Source organism: Acidovorax sp. GW823-FHT05D11 (assembly GCF_058795695.1).
In genome coordinates this window covers 930,045-949,047 of sequence record NZ_CM179502.1, presented here as the reverse complement: position 1 = coordinate 949,047, position 19,003 = coordinate 930,045, and the positions used below count along the sequence as shown (strand labels likewise).

The 19,003-nt window shown below is 67.1% G+C and carries 18 protein-coding genes; 10 read left to right on the top strand and 8 right to left on the bottom strand.

Annotated features, from left to right (window positions below; translation table 11 throughout):
• Positions 1-106 precede the first annotated feature (106 nt).
• Positions 107-1,039, bottom strand: coding sequence for a LysR family transcriptional regulator (locus AC3RCE_RS04360; protein ID WP_218293248.1), 933 nt, complete (start codon positions 1,037-1,039; stop codon positions 107-109).
• A gap of 236 nt (positions 1,040-1,275) precedes the next feature.
• Here AC3RCE_RS04360 and AC3RCE_RS04355 point away from each other — a divergent pair, with 236 nt between their 5' ends.
• From AC3RCE_RS04355 to AC3RCE_RS04345, 3 genes are read left to right on the top strand one after another with little or no spacing between them, the layout of a single operon-like run.
• Positions 1,276-1,839, top strand: coding sequence for a TRAP transporter small permease (locus AC3RCE_RS04355; protein ID WP_218340468.1), 564 nt, complete (start codon positions 1,276-1,278; stop codon positions 1,837-1,839).
• Positions 1,836-3,134: a TRAP transporter large permease gene (locus AC3RCE_RS04350; RefSeq protein WP_218293246.1), complete on the top strand. Its 1,299-nt coding sequence runs from the start codon at positions 1,836-1,838 to the stop codon at positions 3,132-3,134. The genes AC3RCE_RS04355 and AC3RCE_RS04350 overlap by 4 nt, the downstream gene beginning before the upstream one ends.
• Before the next feature lie 41 nt (positions 3,135-3,175).
• A complete protein-coding gene (locus AC3RCE_RS04345) occupies positions 3,176-4,213 on the top strand; it encodes a DctP family TRAP transporter solute-binding subunit (RefSeq protein ID WP_218340469.1) in 1,038 nt (345 codons plus the stop codon).
• Positions 4,214-4,354: 141 nt separating this feature from the next.
• Here the strand turns inward: AC3RCE_RS04345 and AC3RCE_RS04340 are convergent, their stop codons facing one another.
• The 3 genes from AC3RCE_RS04340 to AC3RCE_RS04330 form a co-directional block, all read right to left on the bottom strand.
• Entirely contained in the window at positions 4,355-4,687 is a 333-nt protein-coding gene (locus AC3RCE_RS04340; protein WP_369641398.1) for a nucleotide pyrophosphohydrolase, read from the bottom strand.
• A 76-nt stretch (positions 4,688-4,763) separates the two neighbouring features.
• Complete coding sequence (locus AC3RCE_RS04335) at positions 4,764-5,696, bottom strand: 2-hydroxyacid dehydrogenase (RefSeq protein WP_492244319.1); 933 nt, start codon at positions 5,694-5,696, stop codon at positions 4,764-4,766.
• 147 nt (positions 5,697-5,843) lie between these two features.
• Positions 5,844-7,706: an ABCB family ABC transporter ATP-binding protein/permease gene (locus AC3RCE_RS04330; RefSeq protein WP_218293242.1), complete on the bottom strand. Its 1,863-nt coding sequence runs from the start codon at positions 7,704-7,706 to the stop codon at positions 5,844-5,846.
• A 128-nt stretch (positions 7,707-7,834) separates the two neighbouring features.
• Between AC3RCE_RS04330 and AC3RCE_RS04325 the strand changes: the two genes are divergently transcribed.
• A complete protein-coding gene (locus tag AC3RCE_RS04325; RefSeq protein WP_218293241.1) occupies positions 7,835-8,260 on the top strand; it encodes an acyl-CoA thioesterase in 426 nt (141 codons plus the stop codon).
• 68 nt (positions 8,261-8,328) lie between these two features.
• Here AC3RCE_RS04325 and AC3RCE_RS04320 read toward each other — a convergent pair whose 3' ends face one another.
• The 4 genes from AC3RCE_RS04320 to AC3RCE_RS04305 form a co-directional block, all read right to left on the bottom strand.
• Positions 8,329-9,300, bottom strand: a complete 972-nt coding sequence (locus AC3RCE_RS04320; RefSeq protein ID WP_492254609.1) for an amidohydrolase family protein — start codon at positions 9,298-9,300, stop codon at positions 8,329-8,331.
• 203 nt (positions 9,301-9,503) lie between these two features.
• Positions 9,504-10,079, bottom strand: coding sequence for a bactofilin family protein (locus AC3RCE_RS04315; protein WP_218340474.1), 576 nt, complete (start codon positions 10,077-10,079; stop codon positions 9,504-9,506).
• Between the two features lie 218 nt (positions 10,080-10,297).
• Positions 10,298-10,783, bottom strand: a complete 486-nt coding sequence (locus tag AC3RCE_RS04310; protein WP_218293238.1) for a thioesterase family protein — start codon at positions 10,781-10,783, stop codon at positions 10,298-10,300.
• A gap of 108 nt (positions 10,784-10,891) precedes the next feature.
• Positions 10,892-11,689, bottom strand: a complete 798-nt coding sequence (locus AC3RCE_RS04305; protein ID WP_492254608.1) for a crotonase/enoyl-CoA hydratase family protein — start codon at positions 11,687-11,689, stop codon at positions 10,892-10,894.
• Positions 11,690-11,906: 217 nt separating this feature from the next.
• Between AC3RCE_RS04305 and AC3RCE_RS04300 the strand changes: the two genes are divergently transcribed.
• From AC3RCE_RS04300 to AC3RCE_RS04275, 6 genes are all read left to right on the top strand, one after another.
• Positions 11,907-12,782 carry a branched-chain amino acid ABC transporter permease gene (locus AC3RCE_RS04300; RefSeq protein WP_218293236.1) on the top strand — a complete coding sequence of 292 codons (876 nt, stop codon included), beginning with the start codon at positions 11,907-11,909 and terminating at the stop codon, positions 12,780-12,782.
• 4 nt (positions 12,783-12,786) lie between these two features.
• Positions 12,787-13,863: a branched-chain amino acid ABC transporter permease gene (locus tag AC3RCE_RS04295; RefSeq protein WP_218293235.1), complete on the top strand. Its 1,077-nt coding sequence runs from the start codon at positions 12,787-12,789 to the stop codon at positions 13,861-13,863.
• A gap of 186 nt (positions 13,864-14,049) precedes the next feature.
• Positions 14,050-14,889 carry an ABC transporter ATP-binding protein gene (locus tag AC3RCE_RS04290; protein WP_492254607.1) on the top strand — a complete coding sequence of 280 codons (840 nt, stop codon included), beginning with the start codon at positions 14,050-14,052 and terminating at the stop codon, positions 14,887-14,889.
• A 61-nt stretch (positions 14,890-14,950) separates the two neighbouring features.
• Positions 14,951-15,769, top strand: coding sequence for an ABC transporter ATP-binding protein (locus AC3RCE_RS04285; protein ID WP_218340477.1), 819 nt, complete (start codon positions 14,951-14,953; stop codon positions 15,767-15,769).
• Between the two features lie 7 nt (positions 15,770-15,776).
• On the top strand, positions 15,777-17,633 hold the full coding sequence (locus AC3RCE_RS04280; RefSeq protein ID WP_492254606.1) for an AMP-dependent synthetase/ligase: 1,857 nt from the start codon (positions 15,777-15,779) through the stop codon (positions 17,631-17,633).
• 96 nt (positions 17,634-17,729) lie between these two features.
• Positions 17,730-18,896 (top strand): ABC transporter substrate-binding protein, encoded by a 1,167-nt coding sequence (locus AC3RCE_RS04275; RefSeq protein ID WP_218340479.1) that lies wholly within the window; start codon positions 17,730-17,732, stop codon positions 18,894-18,896.
• Positions 18,897-19,003: the final 107 nt, after the last annotated feature.

Sequence of the window (19,003 nt, the reverse complement as noted above, 5' to 3'; positions counted from 1 at the left end):
GCGGTAACCGACCCGTCGATGGCGCAGACTGTACGTGTCGTTACCGTGAAATTCCAATGCCGTTTGCGCGCGCAACTATGCAAAGTGTTTATATCCGTATTTACCCTTAGCATGACCCTGCCTGGGATTGCAGGTAAGTCCACAGGGCCTGCGCCGTGCCCTTGGGGGCTTCCTTGCCTGCGGGCTTTTCGCGGTAGGCGCGCACGTCCATGGTCATCTGCAGTCCTTCGGTATCGGGCGGCGCCGCACTGACCAGGCGGCGCGAGCGCAGTTCCTTCTTCACCGCGCTGTGCGGCAGGAAGGCCACGCCATGGCCCTCGAGCGCCATGGCCTTGAGGCCCTCGGCCATGTCCGTCTCGTACACCCGCTCCAGATGGATGGGCGTGCCGGACTCCTTGAGGATCAGCTCCGTCACGCGCCCCAGGTAGGCACCGGGCGCATAACCCAGGTAGGGCAGCGGCTGCCCGGCGCGGCCCGGCAGGCGGTGCAGCGGCTGGCCTTCCGCGTCGGCCTTGCTGTAAGGGGAGAGCACCTCCTGCCCCAGGCTCACCATCTCGTAGCGGTCGGCATCGAGCTGGAACGGCTGCGACGGGTGGTGGTAGGCGATCAGCAGGTCGCAGCCCCCCTCCACCAGCCGCATCACGGCGTCGTGCACGTTCAGGGCGATGAGGCGGCTCTTGAACGGGCCGAACTTGTCGTGCAGGCTGGACACCCAGGCGGGGAAGAAGGTGAACGCGAGCGTGTGCGGCACCGCGAACTCGATCATGTCCTTGCCGGCGCTGGTGTGCGCGCGCAGCATGGCGCGCGTGTTCTGCAGTGCCTGCAGCATTTCCAGCGCCTGGTCGTACAGGGTCTTGCCGGCGGGCGTGAGGCGGGTGGGGTAGGAGCTCCGGTCCACCAGATCGGTGCCCGCCCAGGCTTCCAGGGCCTGGATGCGCCGGGAGAAGGCGGGCTGCGTCACGTGGCGTAACTGGGCGGAGCGGCTGAAGCTGCGCGTTTCCGCAAGACTGACAAAATCCTCTAGCCACTTGGTTTCCATGGGCGCATTATCCGCGCGCGCCTGCGGACGTGCTTCGTAAAGATATGAGGGTTTTCACAGCCCGCCCCAGGCGCACCAATGGTGTGCATGCATAGCAACCATCGCATAATAGAAAGCAGCGCTTACCGCGCTTTTTTTGCGCTCGGGGCGGGATTCGCCCCAGCCCCCGGTGCACAACACCGCCGGGCAGGGCTGCCGGCATTCGCATATGTTTGTTCCCCTCCACCCCTGCTCCCATGTCCTCCTCTTCCCCCCCCGGGCCCGCGGCCGATGCATCGCCCGGCGCTGCCAGCCCCGACGCCGAGCCCCGCTCGCTGCGCCTTGAAGACTGGCTCACCGTCCTCGTGATGGCGGCGCTCGCGCTCATCACGTTCGCCAATGTCCTGGTGCGCTATTTCACCAACTCCTCCTTCGCCTGGACGGAGGAAATCTCCGTGTTCCTGATGATCGTGCTGGCCCTGGTGGCGGGCTCGGCCGCCGTGGCGCGCGACCAGCACATCCGCATCGAGTATTTCGCCGAAGGCGGCTCGGCCCTGCGCAGCAGGCGCCTGGCGCAGCTGGGAGCCATCACCGTGGCCCTGCTGTTCGGGCTGATCGCGGTGCTGAGCGTGCGCGTGGTGTGGGACGACTACCGCTTCGGCGAGACCTCGCCCGGAATCGGCGTGCCGCAGTGGTGGTATTCAATCTGGCTGCCCGTGCTGTCCACGCTGATCGCGGCGCGGGCCGTCGGGCTGCTGGTGCGGCGCACGCGCGCGGCGCCCGGGGCCACCGATGAATCTGCCGAGGACGCCCGGCCATGATCGCCACGCTCCTGTTCGTGGCCTTCCTGGGCCTGATGTTCGTGGGCGTGCCGATCGGCGCCGCGCTGGGCCTGGCGGGCGCCGCCGCCATCGCGCTGGCCAATGCCGACAGCCAGTGGTTCGGCCTGCTGGCCGTGCCGCAGAACTTCTACGCCGGGCTGGGCAAGTACCCGCTGCTGGCCATCCCCATGTTCGTGCTGGTCGGCTCCATCTTCGACCGCTCGGGCGTGGCGCTGCGCCTGGTCAACTTCGCCGTGGCCATCGTCGGACGCGGCCCGGGCATGCTGCCGCTGGTGGCGATCGCCGTGGCCATGTTCCTCGGGGGCATCTCGGGTTCGGGCCCGGCCAACGCCGCCGCCGTGGGCGGCGTGATGATCGCGGCCATGTCGCGCGCGGGCTACCCGCCCTCGTTCTCGGCCAGCGTGGTGGGCGCGGCAGCGGCCACGGACATCCTGATCCCGCCCTCGGTCGCGTTCATCATCTACTCGGTGCTGGTGCCCGGCGCCTCGGTGCCGGCGCTGTTCGCCGCCGGCATGATCCCCGGCATCCTGGCAGGCATCGCGCTGATCGTGCCGGCCGTGTGGATGGCCCGCAAGCACAAGATGGGCGCGCTGGAAGCCACGATGCCCCGCCCCCCGTTCTGGAAGAGCCTGCGCGAGGCCACCTGGGGCCTGGCCGCGCCGGTGCTGATCCTGGGCGGCATGCGCGCCGGCTGGTTCACCCCCACCGAGGCCGCCGTGGTGGCGGTGTTCTACGGCCTGTTCGTGGGCATGGTGATCCACCGCACGATCAAGGTGCGCGACCTGTTCCCCATCCTGCGCGAATCGGGCGAGCTGTCGGCCGTGATCCTCATCGTGGTGTCGCTCGCGGGCATCTTTGCGTATTCGCTGTCCACGCTGGGCGTGATCGACCCGGTGGCCAACGCCATCGTGAACTCCGGCCTGGGCGAGTACGGCGTGCTGGCGCTGCTCATCGTGCTGCTCATCACCGTGGGCATGTTCCTCGACGGCATCTCGATCTTCCTGATCTTCGTGCCGCTGCTGCTGCCCATCATGCAGTTCTACAAATGGGACCCTGTCTGGTTCGGCGTGATCCTGACCCTGAAGGTGGCCCTGGGCCAGTTCACACCGCCGCTGGCCGTGAACCTCATGGTCTCGTGCCGCATCGCCGGCGTGCGCATGGAATCCACCGTGCGCTGGGTGGGCTGGATGCTGTTCGCCATGTTCCTCGTGATGGTGCTCGTGATCGCCTTCCCGCAACTGGCCCTGTGGCTGCCCGCCAAACTCGGTTATTGATTCACACATTGACCCCTGATTTCTACAAGGAGACTGAAACAATGAAACTGCGCACTTTCCTCACTTCCGCCGTCGCCACTGCGGCCGCCCTCGCCTTCACCGCCCCCGCCGCCATTGCCCAGACGGCCTACAAGAGCGAGTACCGCATGTCGCTGGTGCTGGGCACCGCCTTCCCCTGGGGCAAGGGCGGCGAACTCTGGGCCAACAAGGTCCGCGAGCGCACCAGCGGCCGCATCAACATCAAGCTGTACCCCGGCGTCTCGCTGATCCAGGGCGACCAGACGCGCGAGTTCAGCGCGCTGCGCCAGGGCGTGATCGACATGGCTGTGGGCTCCACCATCAACTGGTCGCCCCAGGTCAAGCAGCTCAACCTGTTCTCGCTGCCCTTCCTGTTCCCCGACTACGCGGCGGTGGACGCGGTGACGCAGGGCGACGTGGGCAAGCAGATCTTCCAGACCCTGGACAAGGCGGGCGTGATGCCCCTGGCCTGGGGCGAGAACGGCTACCGCGAGATCTCCAATTCCAAGAAGGCGATCAAGACCCCCGAGGACCTGAAGGGCCTGAAGATCCGCGTGGTGGGCTCGCCCCTGTTCCTGGACACCTTCACCGCGCTGGGCGCCAACCCCACCCAGATGAGCTGGGCCGATGCACAGCCCGCGTTTGCCAGCGGCGCCGTGGACGGCCAGGAGAACCCGATTGCCGTGTACATGGCCGCCAAGCTGCACACCGTGGCGCAAAAGCACGTGACGATGTGGGGCTACGTGAACGACCCGCTGATCTTCGTGGTCAACAAGGACATCTGGGCGTCCTGGACACCCGCCGACCGCGAGATCGTCAAGCAGGCCGCCATCGATGCCGGCAAGGAGGAGATCGCCATTGCCCGCAAGGGCATGGTCGAGGCCGACAAGCCCCTGCTCAAGGACATCGCCGCCAATGGCGTGACCGTCACGCAGCTCTCCACCGCCGAGCGCGATGCCTTCGTGAAGGCCACGCGCCCCGTGTACGAAAAGTGGAAGGGCCAGATCGGCGCCGACCTGGTGGGCTCGGCCGAGAAGGCGATCGCCGCGCGCAAGAAGTGAGCAATGCCATCACCGGCGCACGGAAGTAAGCCGGTGCGTGCAGCATGAAAAAGCCCCGCCCTGGCGGGGCTTTTTCATGGGCGTCCCGTCACCGCCAAATGGAGAGCACCCGGCATGCAACACCGGTGCAGGCGCCCTCGTTCACTTCAGGTTTTCTGGTGCGGGGTGCTTGACGGCGTTCTTGCGCAGCTTGTGCTCCACCGCTTCGGCCAGGTCCACGCCCGCATGGTCGGCCAGCTGCAGCAGGTACAGCAGCACATCGGCCACTTCATCGGCGATGGGCTCCTTGAACGCCGGGTCGTCGCGCACCGACCGCGACTGCTCGGGCGTCATCCACTGGAAGATCTCGGCCAGCTCGGCCGCCTCCACCATCAGCGCCATGGCCAGGTTCTTGGGGGTGTGGAACGGCTGCCACTGCCGTTCGGCCGCAAACACACGCAGCCGGGCCTGCAGCGCATTCAAATCGACGGACATGAGTCGCTCCTGATGGAATAGCTGCCAGCGCTTGTCCAGCAAGCGCCAGCAGCCGATATCACTATTGAACCTTCTGTCACACCACCGTGACGGGCGCCTCGCCCGCCAGGTGGCGCCGGGCGTTTTCCATGAACCGGTCCACCGAGGCCTGCACCGCCTCGGGCGACCAGCCCGCCACGTGGGGCGTGAGCACCACGTTGTCCAGGTCCAGCAGCTCGGCCGGGGGCGCGGGCTCGCTTTCGTACACATCGAGGCCCGCCGCCGCGATGCGGCCTTCGCGCAGCGCGGCGGCCAGGGCGGCCGTGTCGATCACGCTGCCGCGCGCGATGTTGACCACCACGCCGCGTGCGCCCAGGGCATCCAGCACAGCGGCATTGACGAGGTGCCTGGTACCTGCACCACCCGGCGTGGCGACCACGAGGAAGTCCGCCCATCCGGCCAGCGCCGCCACGTCTGCGAAGTAGCGGTAGGGCACATCGGTGCGCACGCTGCGGTTGTGGTAGCCCACCTCGATCTCGAAGCCCAGCGCGCGCTGCGCGATCTTCTTGCCGATGGTGCCCAGCCCGATGATGCCCAGGCGCTTGTGCGACACGTTGGGCGGCAGCGGCAGCGCCGTGCGCCAGATGCCCGCACGCGTGGCCTTGTCCAGCGCCAGGATGCGGCGCTGCGCCGCGATCAGCAGGCCCCAGGTGTGGTCGGCCACGCAGTCGTCGTTGGTGCCCGCGCCCGTGGCCACCACGATGCCGCGCGCCTTGGCGTGCGCAACGGCCACGTTCTCATAGCCTGCGCCCAGCACGCAGATGAGGGTGAGCGCGGGCAATGCGTCGATCTGCGCGGGGCTCAGGCCCACGGCACCGATGGTGAGCACCACGCGCACGCGCCCGCCATGCTGCGCAATGGCAGCCGCGGCCTGGGGCGCGTCGGGGGCGTAGACCACCTCGAAGGTCTGAGCCATCTGGGCGATGTGCTCTTCGGACAGGAACATGAGGGCAAGCAGGACAGGCTTCATGGGTCAATGCAATGTCAATGGAAAAAAACTGCGAGAACAAGAGCCGTGCGGCGTGCATCGTCTCCTTGCGCGCAGAGCGTACAAAACCGGCGCGGCCCGCGCGAGAGGCACCCGGCAAGGGCCGCCCCATGGCGGGGGTGCCGCCCCTCAGGGGGAAAGCGCCGCAGGCGACTCGGGGGGGCTTTCCTGTTGCAAGGACCACATGCCCGCGTAGCGGCCACCCAGGGCCAGCAGCTGGGCATGCGTGCCGCGCTCGATGATGCGTCCCGCGTCCATGACCAGGATCTCGTGCGCTTCCACCACCGTGGAGAGGCGGTGGGCGATCACCAGGGTGGTCTTGTTCTGCGAGACGTTCTGCAGCTCGGCCTGGATCGCGCGCTCGTTGGCCGAGTCCAGCGCCGAGGTGGCTTCGTCAAAGATCAGGATGGGCGGGTTCTTGAGCAGGGTGCGCGCAATGGCCACGCGCTGCTTCTCGCCGCCCGAGAGCTTGAGCCCGCGCTCGCCCACCATGGTGCCGTAGCCCTTGGGGGTGCTGGCGATGAAGTCGTGGATGCGGGCGGAGCGCGCGGCCGCTTCCACCTCGGCCTGGCTGGCGCCGGGGCGGCCGTAGGCGATGTTGTAGGCCACCGTGTCGTTGAACAGCACCGTGTCCTGCGGCACGATGCCGATCGCCTGGCGCACGCTGGCCTGCGTCACGGCGCGGATTTCCTGCCCGGCGATGGTGATGCGGCCCTGCTGGATGTCGTAGAAGCGGAACAGCAGCCGCGCCAGCGTGGACTTGCCCGAGCCCGAGGGCCCGACCACCGCCACCGTCTTGCCCGCGGGGATCTCGAAGCTGATGCCCTGCAGGATGGGGCGGCCGCTGCCAAGGTCGCCGCCCTTGCGCACCTCGTAGGCGAAATGCACGTCCTCGAAGCGCACGGCGGGCTGGTCCAGCCCGGCCAGGGGCAATGCGCCGGGGCGGTCGGCCACCTCGCGCTCCTTGTCCATCAGCGTGAACATCTTGTCCAGGTCGGTCAGGCTCTGCTTGATCTCGCGGTAGATCACGCCCAGGAAGTTGAGCGGGATGTACAGCTGGATCATGAAGGCGTTGACCATGACGAGGTCGCCCAGTGTCATGCGGCCATCGACCACGCCCTGCGTGGCGCGCCAGAGCATGGCCACCAGCCCGGCGGCGATGATGAGCTGCTGCCCCGTGTTGAGCAGGGACAGCGTCGTCTGGCTCTTGAGCCGCGCGCGGCGCAGGCGCTCCAGGCTTTCGTCGTAGCGGCGGGCCTCGAAGCCTTCGTTGTTGAAGTACTTGACCGTCTCGTAGTTGAGCAGCGAATCCACGGCCTTGGTGTGCGCGGCCGAATCGAACTCGTTGGCCTCGCGCCGGAACTGGGTGCGCCACTCGGTCACCAGCACCGTGAAGACGATGTAGAACGCCAGCGCCGCCAGCGTGATCCAGGCAAACCAGGCGTCGAACTTCACGGCCAGCACGGACAGCACCAGCACCACCTCGACCAGCGTGGCCACCACGTTGAACAGCGTGAAGGAGATCAGCGACTCGATGCCGCGCACGCCACGTTCGATGTCGCGCGTCATGCCGCCGGTCTGCCGCTCCAGGTGAAAGCGCAGGCTCAGGGCATGCAGGTGCTCGAAGGTCTGCAGCGCAATGGAGCGCGCCGCCCCCTGCGTGGCCTTGGCGAACACCAGTTCGCGCAGCTCGGTGAACAGCGACGTGGACAGCCGCAGCGCGCCGTAGGCCACCAGCAGCCCCACGGGCACCACCAGCAGCGCCGCCGGGTCTCCGGGCTTGAAGCTCATCGCATCGACCAGCGTCTTGAGCAGAAGGGGCACGCCCACGTTGGCCACCTTGGCACCCACCATGAACACGATGGCGGCGATCACGCGCCACTTGTACTGCCACAGGTAGGGCAGCAGGCGGTTCAGGGTGCTCCAGTCGGACTGTGCAGGCGGTGCAATGGTGGCAGTGGCGGAAGGGGCGGTTTCGCCGTGGTGGCGCATGGGGGACAATTCCAGTTGTTGTTTTTACCGACCCGGCTGATGCCCAGGTGGTTTTTTGCAGGGCGCGAGCCTGTGATGAAACCCCTGGTTCCCCAAGGATTGGCTCAGCCCCAACCGAGATTGTGCCCATGTCTGCCGTTTTCAGCCCGCCCCCCGCCGCATTGCCCTCCGACAAGGAACTGGTGCTCAAGGTGATCCCCATGCCCGCCGACACCAATGGCAACGGCGACATCTTCGGGGGCTGGGTGATGGCACAGGTCGACCTCGCCGGCTCGGTGCTGCCCGCGCGCTACATGCAGGGCCGCATGGCCACCGTGGCAGTGAACGAGTTCATCTTCAAGCAGCCCGTGCGCGTGGGCGACATCCTGTCGTTCTTCTCGTCCATCACGCGCGTGGGCAACACCTCGGTCACCGTGGAGGTGGAGGTGTATGCCGAGCGTTTTGCCGAGCAGGGCCGGTACGTGAAGGTGACGGAGGCGCGGCTCACCTACGTGGCCATCGACGAGCAGGGACGCCCGCGCCCCGTGCCCAAGCTGGCGCCGAATCCGTCGTAGGGGAGAAACGGCCCGCATGGCCCGGCCTTTGCGCAGGCTTTCCGGGAAGGCCCGGACCGGCATGCGGCCTAGGGCTGCCCGAGCCCCACCAGCCGCATCAGCGTGCCCCGCGCCACCTGCTGGCGCGCGCCAGGCGACAGCTGGGCCAGGAAGCCCTGCACGCTCGCGTACTTCATGTCGTCGCTCGCGGCCGAGCGGTGGCTCGCATCCGTTCCCACCAGAAAGCGCCCGGGCTGCTCCTCGATGAGCGCCAGCCACTCGGGCCAGACGCGCGTGCCATCGCGCAGGATGGTGTAGTCCGGCGAGCGGGGATGGTGCGGCCAGGTGCGCGCACTCAGTTCGTAGTAGAGGTTGGGATGCCGCTCCAGCATGCGCCGCGCCAGGAACAGCGGCGTATAGCCCCCGTGCGCCCAGATCACGGGCACATCCGGGAACCGCTGCAAGAGCTGTGAAAGCTCCGCCATGCGCGTGCTTTCGACATGCACCATCACCGGCACCTTGTGCTTGCGGGCCAGCTCCAGGATGCCCGCCATCATCGGGCCGGCCACGCCGAAGTCCGTCTCCGCGAAGCCGGCCGAGGGAAAGTGCGCCACAGAGATCTCGCCGATGCCCTTGTAGAGGCCGGTCGCCAGCATGGCGTCGAGCTGTGTGAGCAGCTCGACGCCGTTGTGCTCCCAGTGCGGCCGGTACGCCGTGCGTTCGGGCGATATCGAGGCGAACGGAATCAGCACGCCGGGGTGCTGGCGCGCGGCCTCGGCCACGGACTCATTGCTGCTGCGCCCGCCCCAGAACACCACCGCGTGGCTGGCCCCCCAGCGCGCCATGAGCTCCAGCTGCATCGGCAGGCTGTTGAGGTGCACATGGGCATCCACGAAGGGCGTGAGGGCGCCGGCCGGTGCGGGTGCCTGCGCGGGGCCGGGCGCGGCATCGCGCTGCACCGGCTGCCGCGTGGCGCGCCGCACGGGCTCGGACGGCTCGGCCTGCGGCCAGGCGTTGAGCGCAGCCAGGGCAAGGCACGTGGCAAATAGAACTCGTGTCATGGTGGCGATGGCGCGAAGAAAGCGCGCCCGGAGTGCAGGACGACGTGGAAATTTTACAAAGCCATTTCCATGCCGCCTTCTCCGCACCCGCGCCGCGCCGCCACCGGCACGCAGGACGGCACAAGGCACCCGTGACGGCTCCAGCCAGGCCGGGCTGCCGCGGGTGCCTGAATGCCCTGGTTATCTGTGTGCCGCGATGCGGATCAGGCCGCCATCGCCGTGGGCTCGGCCCGCAGCGGTGCAGACGCCGTGCGCTGCGCGCCGGACGACGACGCGCCGCTGGCAAAGCCCGCCTCGATCTCGCCCGCGAGCTGCCCGCCCTCCTCCACCACCAGCTTGCCGTAGCGGATCTTGCCGTTGACCTTGCCGGTGCTGTAGATCACGAGCTTCTGGCGCACGGTGAGCGTGCCATTGAACTCGCCATGGATTTCGGCGATGTCGATCTCGGCCGAGCCGCGGAAGGCGCCGTTTTCAGAGATCTGGATGACGCGCGAATCCATGGTGGCCTCGACCGTGCCTTCGACCACGAGCGTGTCGCAATCGGTGATCTCTACGCCCTTGAGTTTGATGTTGGGGCCCACCGTGAGCTTGCTGCCCGAGGAGTCGCTGGAAGACCGGTTGGCGGCGGTGCCGGCCACGGACTGCGCCGTCGCCGCGCTGCTGGCCGCCGTGCCGCTCAGGCTGGAGGCGGCAGATGAGGATGATGAAGTGGTGGTGCCATGGCGGGGTTGGAACGACTCAGGTTCACGCTTGCCAAAGAAGGGATTTTGCACGGCCATCAGATCTCCTTGAAAAGAAGTCATCGTAGGTTTGGGGCCCTGTGAAAGATGCCTTCGTTACGCAAGAACGGTAACCAAACGGTTCGTCCGTAGCATGCGCTTGCAAGGCTTGCGGGATCACACATCCACGCGATGGGGCGCGGCAACGGCCGTGACCTCGCCCCCGTGTCCGAAGAGGGTGCGCGCGCAGCGCGTTGGCGGTGAAGCCGCTCAGGGCGCTACGACACGATGTACGCCGCGGCCCCCGCCGACATGATCTCCCCGTCCGGGCCGAGGAATTCCATGCGCGTGCTGGCCACGCGCGAGCCCAGCCGCAGCACGTTGGCGCGCAGCTCGAAGTGGCTGCCGATGCCGGGGCGCAGGTAGTCGATGCGCAGGTCGATGGTGCCCAGCTTGGCAAAGCGGTGCAGGCGCTGCTCGGGCGCCTCGTCCATGTGCTTGGCGCCGATGGCCGCCATCACGGCCAGCCCGCCCATGGCGTCCAGCCCCGCGCTGATCACGCCGCCGTGGATGCGGTTGTACGCATAGTGGCCCACCAGGTCCGGCTTCATGTCGATGCGGCCCACCACGCCATCGGGCTTGAGGGAGGTGATCTTGAGGCCCAGCACCTGGTTGAACACGATCTTCTCTTCAAAGATGGCCTTGAGCCCGGCAATGAAGTCGGGCTCGAAGGCTTGCGGGGGCGGTGTGGTGGATTTGCTCATGGGTTTCCTGGGGGAGTGCGCGCGGGCAGCTCGGGCCCACGAACGTCATTTGCTATATTTTATATAGCGCACCACGCTTTCACGATAAGCGCTGGCGGCCATTTTCACTCAAAACTCACCATGGCGTCCCTGCCCGTCGGCGAACCGCGCCGCTCCCCGCAGGGCGTCGGCCAGGCACGCCCGCCCCCCCGCCCACTCGCGCAGCAGGGCCTCCTGCAGCGGCAGCCCTTCGGCCGCGAGCGCGCTGGCCCGGTCGGCACGCAGCGTGGCCTGCGGGAATGCAGCGATCTCCCGCGCCAGCGCGAGCGACGCCTGCAGCGCCTGCCCCGGGGGCACCACGCGGTTGCACAGCCCCATGCGCAAGGCCTCCGCCGACCCGACCTTGCGGCCGGTGAGGATGAGGTCCAGCGCGTTCGACAGGCCCACCAGGCGGGGCAGGCGCACGGTTCCGCCATCGATCAGCGGCACGCCGAAGCGGCGGCAAAAGACACCGAAGTACGCGTCCTCCTCCATCACGCGCAGGTCGCACCACAGCGCCAGCTCCATGCCACCGGCCACGGCCGCGCCGCTGACCGCGGCGATCACCGGCTTGGTGAGGTGCAACCGGCTGGGGCCCATCGGCCCCAGCGGCAGCGGGGTGTCGGCCGTGAAATCGAGCGATCCGGCCAGCGCCTCGGCCGCCACGCCCTGCGCCTGCAGCCGCGCCCCCGACTGCAGGTCCCAGCCCGCGCAGAAATGCCCGCCAGCGCCATGGAACACCGCCACGTCGGCCGCGCCGTCCTGCTCGAACGCCAGGAACGCGGCGTGGAGCGCTCGCGCGGTCGCCGCGTCCACGGCATTGCGCACGTCGGGGCGGTGCAGTGTCACCAGCGTGACACGGTCCTCGGTCTCTATCTGTACGGACATGGCGTTCTCTCAGAGGGTGTTGCGCGCCTTCCCCGGCCCTGCCGGAGGGCGCCCCGGGGTGCGCCTATCGGACGCAACCCTTATTGCGCCCCGCCGCGCACTGCGTCAATATGCGCCGGGACCGATCAGGGTTAGCCCCGAGTGCGGGATGCGTCCGGCACAGGCACCATTATTTATGCAAAGCAATCGCTTTGTAAAAATATTCTGGAGCGCCAGGGTGCAATTCTTGCAACTGTTGATCAGCGGTATCTCCCAGGGGTGCATCTACGGCCTGATAGCGCTGGGCTTCGTGCTCATCTACAAGGCCACGGAGACCGTGAGCTTCGCCCAGGGCGAGCTGATGATGCTGGGCGCGTTCTGCGGCCTGGCGCTCATGACGGTGCTGGGCTTTCCCTTCTGGGTGGCGGTGCTCGCCAGCATCCTGGCCATGGGCCTTTTCGGCGTGGTGCTCGAACGCGCGGTGATCCGCCCCATCCTCGGCCAGCCCGCGTTCTCCATCGTCATGCTCACCATCGGCATCGGCTACGTGCTGCGCGGGCTGGTCACCATGATTCCCAACATCGGCACCGACACGCACACGCTGCCCGTGCCCTACAAGGACCTGTCGTTCCGCCTGGGCGCGCTGGTGCTCAACGCCGAACAGCTGGTGGTGATCGGCGCCACGGCCGCGCTGTGCGTGCTGCTGTTCGCGATGTTCCGCTACAGCAAGCTGGGCATCGCGATGCAGGCCTCGTCGCAGAACCAGCTGGCCGCGTACTACATGGGCATCCCCGTGCAGCGTCTGAACGGCTTGGCCTGGGGCCTGGCCGCCGCCGTGGCCGCCGTGGCGGGGCTGCTGCTGGCGCCCATCACCTTCGTGCACGCCAACATGGGGCTGATCGGGCTGAAGGCGTTTCCCGCCGCCGTAGTGGGCGGCTTTGGCAGCCTGCCGGGCGCCATCGTGGGAGGGTTGGTCATCGGGATCGTCGAATCGCTCTCGGGTTTTTATCTGCCCGACGGCTTCAAGGACACGGCGGCGTACATCGTGGTGCTGATCATGTTGATGGTCAAACCGAATGGACTGTTCGGCGAAAAGCTGCGCAAGAAGGTGTGACCCCATGAGATTCATCTTCAAGACCAGCTACGAACAAGACCTGCGCCTCGCCAAACATGGCGGGCATGTCTTCTGGTACAGCCTGCTGGCCGTAGGGCTGGTCGCAGCACCCTGGGTGGCGCCCGAGTACTGGCTGGCCCAGCTCACCTTTGTGCTGATCTACGCCATCGTGGGCCTGGGGCTCATGCTGCTGGCCGGGTTCACGGGCCTGTTCTCGCTGGGGCATGCGGCCTTCCTCGGCGTAGGGGCGTACACGCAGGCGGTGCTCACGGGCATGGGCTGGCCGTTCGCGCTGTCGCTGGCCTGCGCGGCGGGGCTGTCGGCCGCCGTGGGCGTGGTGGTGGGGCTGCCCGCGCTGCGCGTGAAGGGCATCTACCTGGGCATGGCCACGCTGTCGTTCGGCTTCATCGTCGAGGAGGTGTTCGCGCGGTGGGAGTCGGTCACCGGGGGCAACTCCGGCAAGCACCTGGTGCCGCCCGAGATCTGGGGCTTCAAGTTCGAATCCACCGAGTCCTTCTACTTCCTGTGCCTCGTGATCGCCGTGGTCAGCACCCTGGCCATCCTGAACCTGCTGCGCTCGCCCACGGGCCGGGCCTTCGTGGCAATCCGTGATTCGGAGATCTCGGCGCAGAGCATGGGCATCCACCTCGCGCGCTACAAGACGCTGTCGTTCTCGATCTCGGCGGCCCTGGCCGGCATCGGTGGCGCGCTGTATGCGCACAAGCTGCAGTTCATCTCGCCGGACCAATTCAACATCCTGCAGTCCATCGACCTGCTGCTGATGATCGTGATCGGCGGCCTGGGCTCGGTGCACGGCGCGTTCCTGGGCGCGATCTTCCTGATCTCGATGCCCCAGCTGATCTCGCTGAGCAAGGACTGGCTGCCCGCCGCCGTGGGCCAGGCGCCGGGCCTGCAGGCGGTGGTCTATGGCGCGGTCCTGATCGCCTTCGTGCTGTTCGAGCCCATGGGGCTGTACGGCCGCTGGCTCAAGGTGCGCACCTGGCTGCAGATGTTCCCGTTCTACCGCAAGGGCCTGTTCAAGCGGCAGAAGTCCTTCCAGAAGTCGGACAGGCTGAGATGAAGCACCCCCTGAGTCGCTTCGCGCCTTCCCCCTCTCTCGACCCGCTGTGCGATTCGGGAGGGGAACGCCCCCAGCGCGGTGGGGCGGCCCTTGCGCGGGGGCATTGGCCTCGGTCACGCCAGTCGCAAAGGCAGCGAGCGGCATTCAGCGCAATGGACCAGTGAAATGACCCCAATTGCTGTACCCATGACTGACGACATCTTGCTCAGCGCCCAGAACCTCAGCGTGCGCTTTGGCGGCGTGCTGGCGGTCAACAACGTGAGCTTCGACGTGCGCCGGGGCGAGGTGTTCACCCTCATCGGCCCCAACGGCGCTGGCAAGACCACGGTGTTCAACCTCATCAGCCGCATCTACACGCCCACCACCGGCACCATCGCCTACGCGGGCCCGGGGGGCGCGATGCTGCCGCTCACCGACCAGCCGCCGCACAAGGTGGCGGGCCTGGGGATAGCGCGCACCTTCCAGAACATCGAGCTCTTCGAGCACGCGAGCGTGCTGCACAACCTGCTGATCGGCCGCCACACGCGGCGCGAGACCGGCCTTTGGGCCGACATGCTGTTCACCCGCAAGGTGCGCGACGCCGAGGTGCGAGCCCGCGAGAAGGCCGAGCAGGTCATCGACTTTCTCGACCTGCAGCACTACCGCGACACGCTGGTGGCCGGCCTGCCCTACGGCGTTCGCAAGGTGGTGGAGCTGGCCCGCGCGCTGTGCACCGAGCCGCAGCTGCTGCTGCTCGACGAACCCTCGTCGGGCCTGAACGTGGAGGAGACCGACGACATGGCCTTCTGGATCCAGGACATCCAGCACGAGCTGGGCATCACCGTGCTGATGGTGGAGCACGACATGTCGCTGGTCTCCAAGGTGTCCGACCGCGTGCTGGCGATGAACCAGGGCGAGGTCGTGGCCATGGGCACGCCGCGCGAGGTGCAGTCGCACCCCGGCGTGATCGAGGCCTACCTGGGCACCATCGACGATGTGAGCAACCTGCGCCGCCCGGCGGGTTCCCACCTGGGGGTCCGGGCATGAGCGCCGCCCCGGGCCGCCCCCAGCAAGCTCGCACCGCAGTGCGCAGCACGGAGGTTTCCGAATGAGCGCCGTACTTGCCGCCGTCAACACACCAGCCGCCGCGGCGGCCGACCAACCTCTGCTGCGCCTGCAGAATGTGGAAAGCGCCTACGGCCCCATCAAGGCCATCCGGGGCGTGAGCCTGCAGGTGCGGCGCGGCGAGATCGCCGCCGTGCTGGGCAGCAACGGCGCGGGCAAGACCACCATCCTGAAGACCATCAGCGGCATCATCGATCCGCGCAAGGGCTCCATCGAGTTCCAGGGCGCCGACATCACCGCCAACGACCCGGCGGCCATCGTGCGCCGGGGCCTCATGCATGTGCCCGAGGGGCGCGAGGTGTTCGCGCTGCTGTCGGTGCGCGACAACCTGCTCATGGGCGCCTACACCCGCGGCGACGCCGACGCGGTGGCGCGCGACATCGAAACCGTGTACGGCTACTTCCCCATCCTGAAGGAACGCGCCGCGCAGGACGCGGGCCTGCTCTCGGGCGGGCAGCAGCAGATGCTGGCCATCTCGCGCGCGCTCATGGCCAACCCCGAACTCATCCTGCTCGACGAGCCCAGCCTGGGCCTGTCCCCGAAGCTCACCAAGGAGATCTTCGAGATCGTGGTGCGCATCAACCGCGAGCGCGGCACCACCATCCTGCTGGTCGAGCAGAACGCCAACATGGCGCTCAACGCATCGGACTACGGCTACGTGCTGGAGAACGGCCGCATCGTGATGGAGGACAGCTGCGAGCGCCTGCGCGAGAAGGACGACATCAAGGAGTTCTACCTGGGCATGAAGGATGTCGGCGTGCGGGGTGAGCGGCGGTGGAAGAAGAAAAAGACTTGGCGGTGAGGACTACATGAGCAATCTCTGGGACCTCGATCACATCCAGCCCGCCGGCACCGACGTGCTGGCCGGCAGCACCATCTCGGCCATGTTCTGGAACGCCGTGGCCGAGCGCGGCCCGCGCGTGTGGATGCGCCAGAAGGAAATGGGGATCTGGAAGAGCTGGACCTGGGACCAGACCGCCGAGGCCGTGCGCGAGATCGCGGGCGGACTCATGTCGCTGGGGTTTGCGCGCGGCGACTGCGCCTCCATCCTGTCGAGCACCAACATCGAATGGGTGCTGGCCGACCTGGCCGTGCTCAGCTGCGGCGGCGTGTCCAACGGCATCTACCCCACCGACGCGGCCGCCCAGGTGCACTACCTGAGCGAAGACTCCAGCACCAGCGTGCTGTTCGTCGAAGACGATGAGCAGCTCGACAAGGCACTGGAGGTGCGCGCCAACCTGCCGCTGCTGCGCAAGATCGTCGTCTTCGACATGGAGGGCCTGCGCGGCCTTCAGGACCCGGGCGTCATCAGCCTGGATGCGCTGCGCGACATGGGCCGCGCCTGGAACCAGCAGAACCCCGACGCGCTCATGCGCCGGGTACAGGCCTGCCAGCCCGAGGACGTGGCCATCCTCGTCTACACCTCGGGCACCACCGGCAAGCCCAAGGGCGCGATGCACACGCACGCCGCGCTCACCTACACGGTGCGCGGCTACAACACGCTGATATCGCGCACCGAAGACGACGAGGCCATGTGCTTCCTGCCGCTGTGCCACATCGCCGAGCGCATGGGCGGCGAGTACTTCTCGCTGTACACCGGCTCGCGCCTGAACTTCGTCGAGAACCCCGACACCGTGCCCGAGAACGTGCGCGAGATCGCGCCCACGGTGTTCACCGCCGTGCCGCGCGTGTGGGAGAAGTTCTATTCGGGCGTGATGATCGCGCTCAAGGAATCCACGCGCCTGCAGCAGGCGGCCTATGCCTGGTCGATTGGCGTGGGCACCCGCATTGCAGACCGCGTGCTGGCGGGCCAGCCGGTAGGGGGACTGCTGAAGGCGCAGTTCATGCTGGCGCGCATTCTGGCGCTGAACAACGTGCGCAAGCTCATCGGCATCCACCGCGCGCGCTTCCTCGTCACGGGCGCAGCGCCCATCTCGCCCGAACTGGTGAAGTGGTACCTGGCCCTGGGCGTGCCCATGCTGGAGGTGTGGGGCATGACGGAGACCTGCGGCGCCGCCACCGGCGTGCCCGCCAGCCGCATCAAGCCCGGCTCCATCGGCCCGGCGGCCAGCTACAACGAGGTGCGCATCGACCCCGCCACGGGCGAGATCCTGGTGCGCGGCCCCAATGTGTTCAAGGGCTACCTCAACCTGCCCGAAAAGACGGCCGAGACCATCGACGCCGACGGCTGGCTGCACACGGGCGACGTGGGCACCATCGACGCCGACGGCTACCTGCGCATCACCGACCGCATGAAGGACATCATCATCACGGCCGGGGGCAAGAACATCACGCCCAGCGAGCTGGAGAACGAGCTCAAGTTCAGCCCCTACGTGACGGACGCCGTCGTCATCGGCGACAAGCTCCCCTACCTCACGGTGATCATCATGATCGACCAGGAGAACGTGGAGAAATATGCGCAGGACAACGACGTGCCCTTCAGCAACTACGCCAGCCTGACCCGCGCCCGCGAGGTGCAGGACCTGATCCAGGCTGAGATCGACCGCGTGAACACCCGGTTCGCACGAGTGGAGCAGATCAAGAAGTTCTTCCTGCTCGACACGCAGCTCACCGCCGAGGACGAGGAGCTCACGCCCACCATGAAGCTCAAGCGCAAGCTGGTGCAGCAGAAGTACGCGCCCCAGATTGACGCCATGTACCGCTAGGCAGCCTGCGCCAGGTGGCGCGCGGCATAGGGAAAGTGCTGGTGCCCCACCCAGGGCATCGTTCTATAACGACTGATCCATTCAAGGAGACGTGCCATGAAACTTCATCACATTGCCGCGCTGGCCATCGTGGCCATGGCCGCAGGTGCTGCGCAGGCGCAGCCCAGCCAGGGCGTGAGCAAGGACACCATCACCCTGGGCTCCATCCAGGACCTGTCCGGCCCGCTGGCGGGCTTTGGCAAGCAGGTGCGGCTGGGCATGATGCTGCGCGTGGACGAGGCCAACGAGCAAGGCGGCGTCAACGGCCGCAAGCTCGACCTGAAGGTGGAAGACTCGGGCTACGACCCGAAGAAAGCCGTGCTGGCCGCGCAGAAGCTCGTGAACCAGGACAAGATCTTCATGATGGTGGCGCACATCGGCACGGCACAGAACCTGGCCGCCATGCCCGTCCAGTTCAGCAAGAACGTGATCAACTTCTTCCCGGTCACCGCCGCGCGCGAGATGTACGAGCCCTTCCACAAGCTCAAGTATTCGTTCGCCGCCACCTACTACGACCAGATCCGCCTGGCCGCACCCAAGCTCATCAAGGAAAAAGGCGCCAAGAAGGTCTGCACCATCTACCAGGACGATGAATTCGGCCTGGAGGTGATGCGTGGCGGCGAGGCGGCGCTCAAGTCCCTGGGCATGGAATTCACCGAGAAGACGTCGTACAAACGCGGCGCCACCGACTTCTCGTCGCAGGTCGCTAAGATGAAGTCGTCGGACTGCGACTTCGTGATCCTGGGCACCATCATCCGCGAGACCATCGGCACCATCGGCGAGTCGCGCAAAACGGGCTTCAACCCCACGTTCCTGGGCTCCAGCGCCGCGTACACCGACCTCATCCACAAGCTGGGCGGCAAGCCCATGGACGGCCTGTACGCCACCATGACGGTGCAGCACCCTTACCTGGACGAGGCCAGCCAGCCCATCCGCTTCTGGGCCAACAAGTACAAGACCAAGTTCAATGAAGACCCCACGGTGTTCTCGGTCTACGGCTACGGGGCGGTGGATGCCTTCATCAAGGCAGCCCAGAAGGCAGGCACCAGCCTTACCACCGACAGCTTCATCAAGGCCATGGACACCATGGTGATCCCGCCCGACATGTTCGGCAGCGCCGAGGCCACCTACGGCCCGCAAAAGCGCCTGGGCAGCGATCTTTCGCGCCTGTCGCAGATCACCGATGGCAAGTGGAAGGTGGTGTCCGACTACGTCAAGCCATGAGGGCCTGACCACCCGCTCCCAAGCCGCCTTCGGGCGGCTTTTGTGTTTCAGGGGATGCGCTCGGCCCCAGTCGGTGGCAGAATTTAACCAAGCAGTAACTTTGCATA

Bases quoted from the DNA above. Each gene is read 5' to 3' on its own strand.
- AC3RCE_RS04360 (WP_218293248.1), bottom strand. From the start codon at position 1,039: ATGGAAACCAAGTGGCTAGAGGATTTTGTCAGTCTTGCGGAAACGCGC.
- AC3RCE_RS04355 (WP_218340468.1), top strand. From the start codon at position 1,276: ATGTCCTCCTCTTCCCCCCCCGGGCCCGCGGCCGATGCATCGCCCGGC.
- AC3RCE_RS04350 (WP_218293246.1), top strand. From the start codon at position 1,836: ATGATCGCCACGCTCCTGTTCGTGGCCTTCCTGGGCCTGATGTTCGTG.
- AC3RCE_RS04345 (WP_218340469.1), top strand. From the start codon at position 3,176: ATGAAACTGCGCACTTTCCTCACTTCCGCCGTCGCCACTGCGGCCGCC.
- AC3RCE_RS04340 (WP_369641398.1), bottom strand. From the start codon at position 4,687: ATGTCCGTCGATTTGAATGCGCTGCAGGCCCGGCTGCGTGTGTTTGCG.
- AC3RCE_RS04335 (WP_492244319.1), bottom strand. From the start codon at position 5,696: ATGAAGCCTGTCCTGCTTGCCCTCATGTTCCTGTCCGAAGAGCACATC.
- AC3RCE_RS04330 (WP_218293242.1), bottom strand. From the start codon at position 7,706: ATGCGCCACCACGGCGAAACCGCCCCTTCCGCCACTGCCACCATTGCA.
- AC3RCE_RS04325 (WP_218293241.1), top strand. From the start codon at position 7,835: ATGTCTGCCGTTTTCAGCCCGCCCCCCGCCGCATTGCCCTCCGACAAG.
- AC3RCE_RS04320 (WP_492254609.1), bottom strand. From the start codon at position 9,300: ATGACACGAGTTCTATTTGCCACGTGCCTTGCCCTGGCTGCGCTCAAC.
- AC3RCE_RS04315 (WP_218340474.1), bottom strand. From the start codon at position 10,079: ATGGCCGTGCAAAATCCCTTCTTTGGCAAGCGTGAACCTGAGTCGTTC.
- AC3RCE_RS04310 (WP_218293238.1), bottom strand. From the start codon at position 10,783: ATGAGCAAATCCACCACACCGCCCCCGCAAGCCTTCGAGCCCGACTTC.
- AC3RCE_RS04305 (WP_492254608.1), bottom strand. From the start codon at position 11,689: ATGTCCGTACAGATAGAGACCGAGGACCGTGTCACGCTGGTGACACTG.
- AC3RCE_RS04295 (WP_218293235.1), top strand. From the start codon at position 12,787: ATGAGATTCATCTTCAAGACCAGCTACGAACAAGACCTGCGCCTCGCC.
- AC3RCE_RS04290 (WP_492254607.1), top strand. From the start codon at position 14,050: ATGACTGACGACATCTTGCTCAGCGCCCAGAACCTCAGCGTGCGCTTT.
- AC3RCE_RS04285 (WP_218340477.1), top strand. From the start codon at position 14,951: ATGAGCGCCGTACTTGCCGCCGTCAACACACCAGCCGCCGCGGCGGCC.
- AC3RCE_RS04280 (WP_492254606.1), top strand. From the start codon at position 15,777: ATGAGCAATCTCTGGGACCTCGATCACATCCAGCCCGCCGGCACCGAC.
- AC3RCE_RS04275 (WP_218340479.1), top strand. From the start codon at position 17,730: ATGAAACTTCATCACATTGCCGCGCTGGCCATCGTGGCCATGGCCGCA.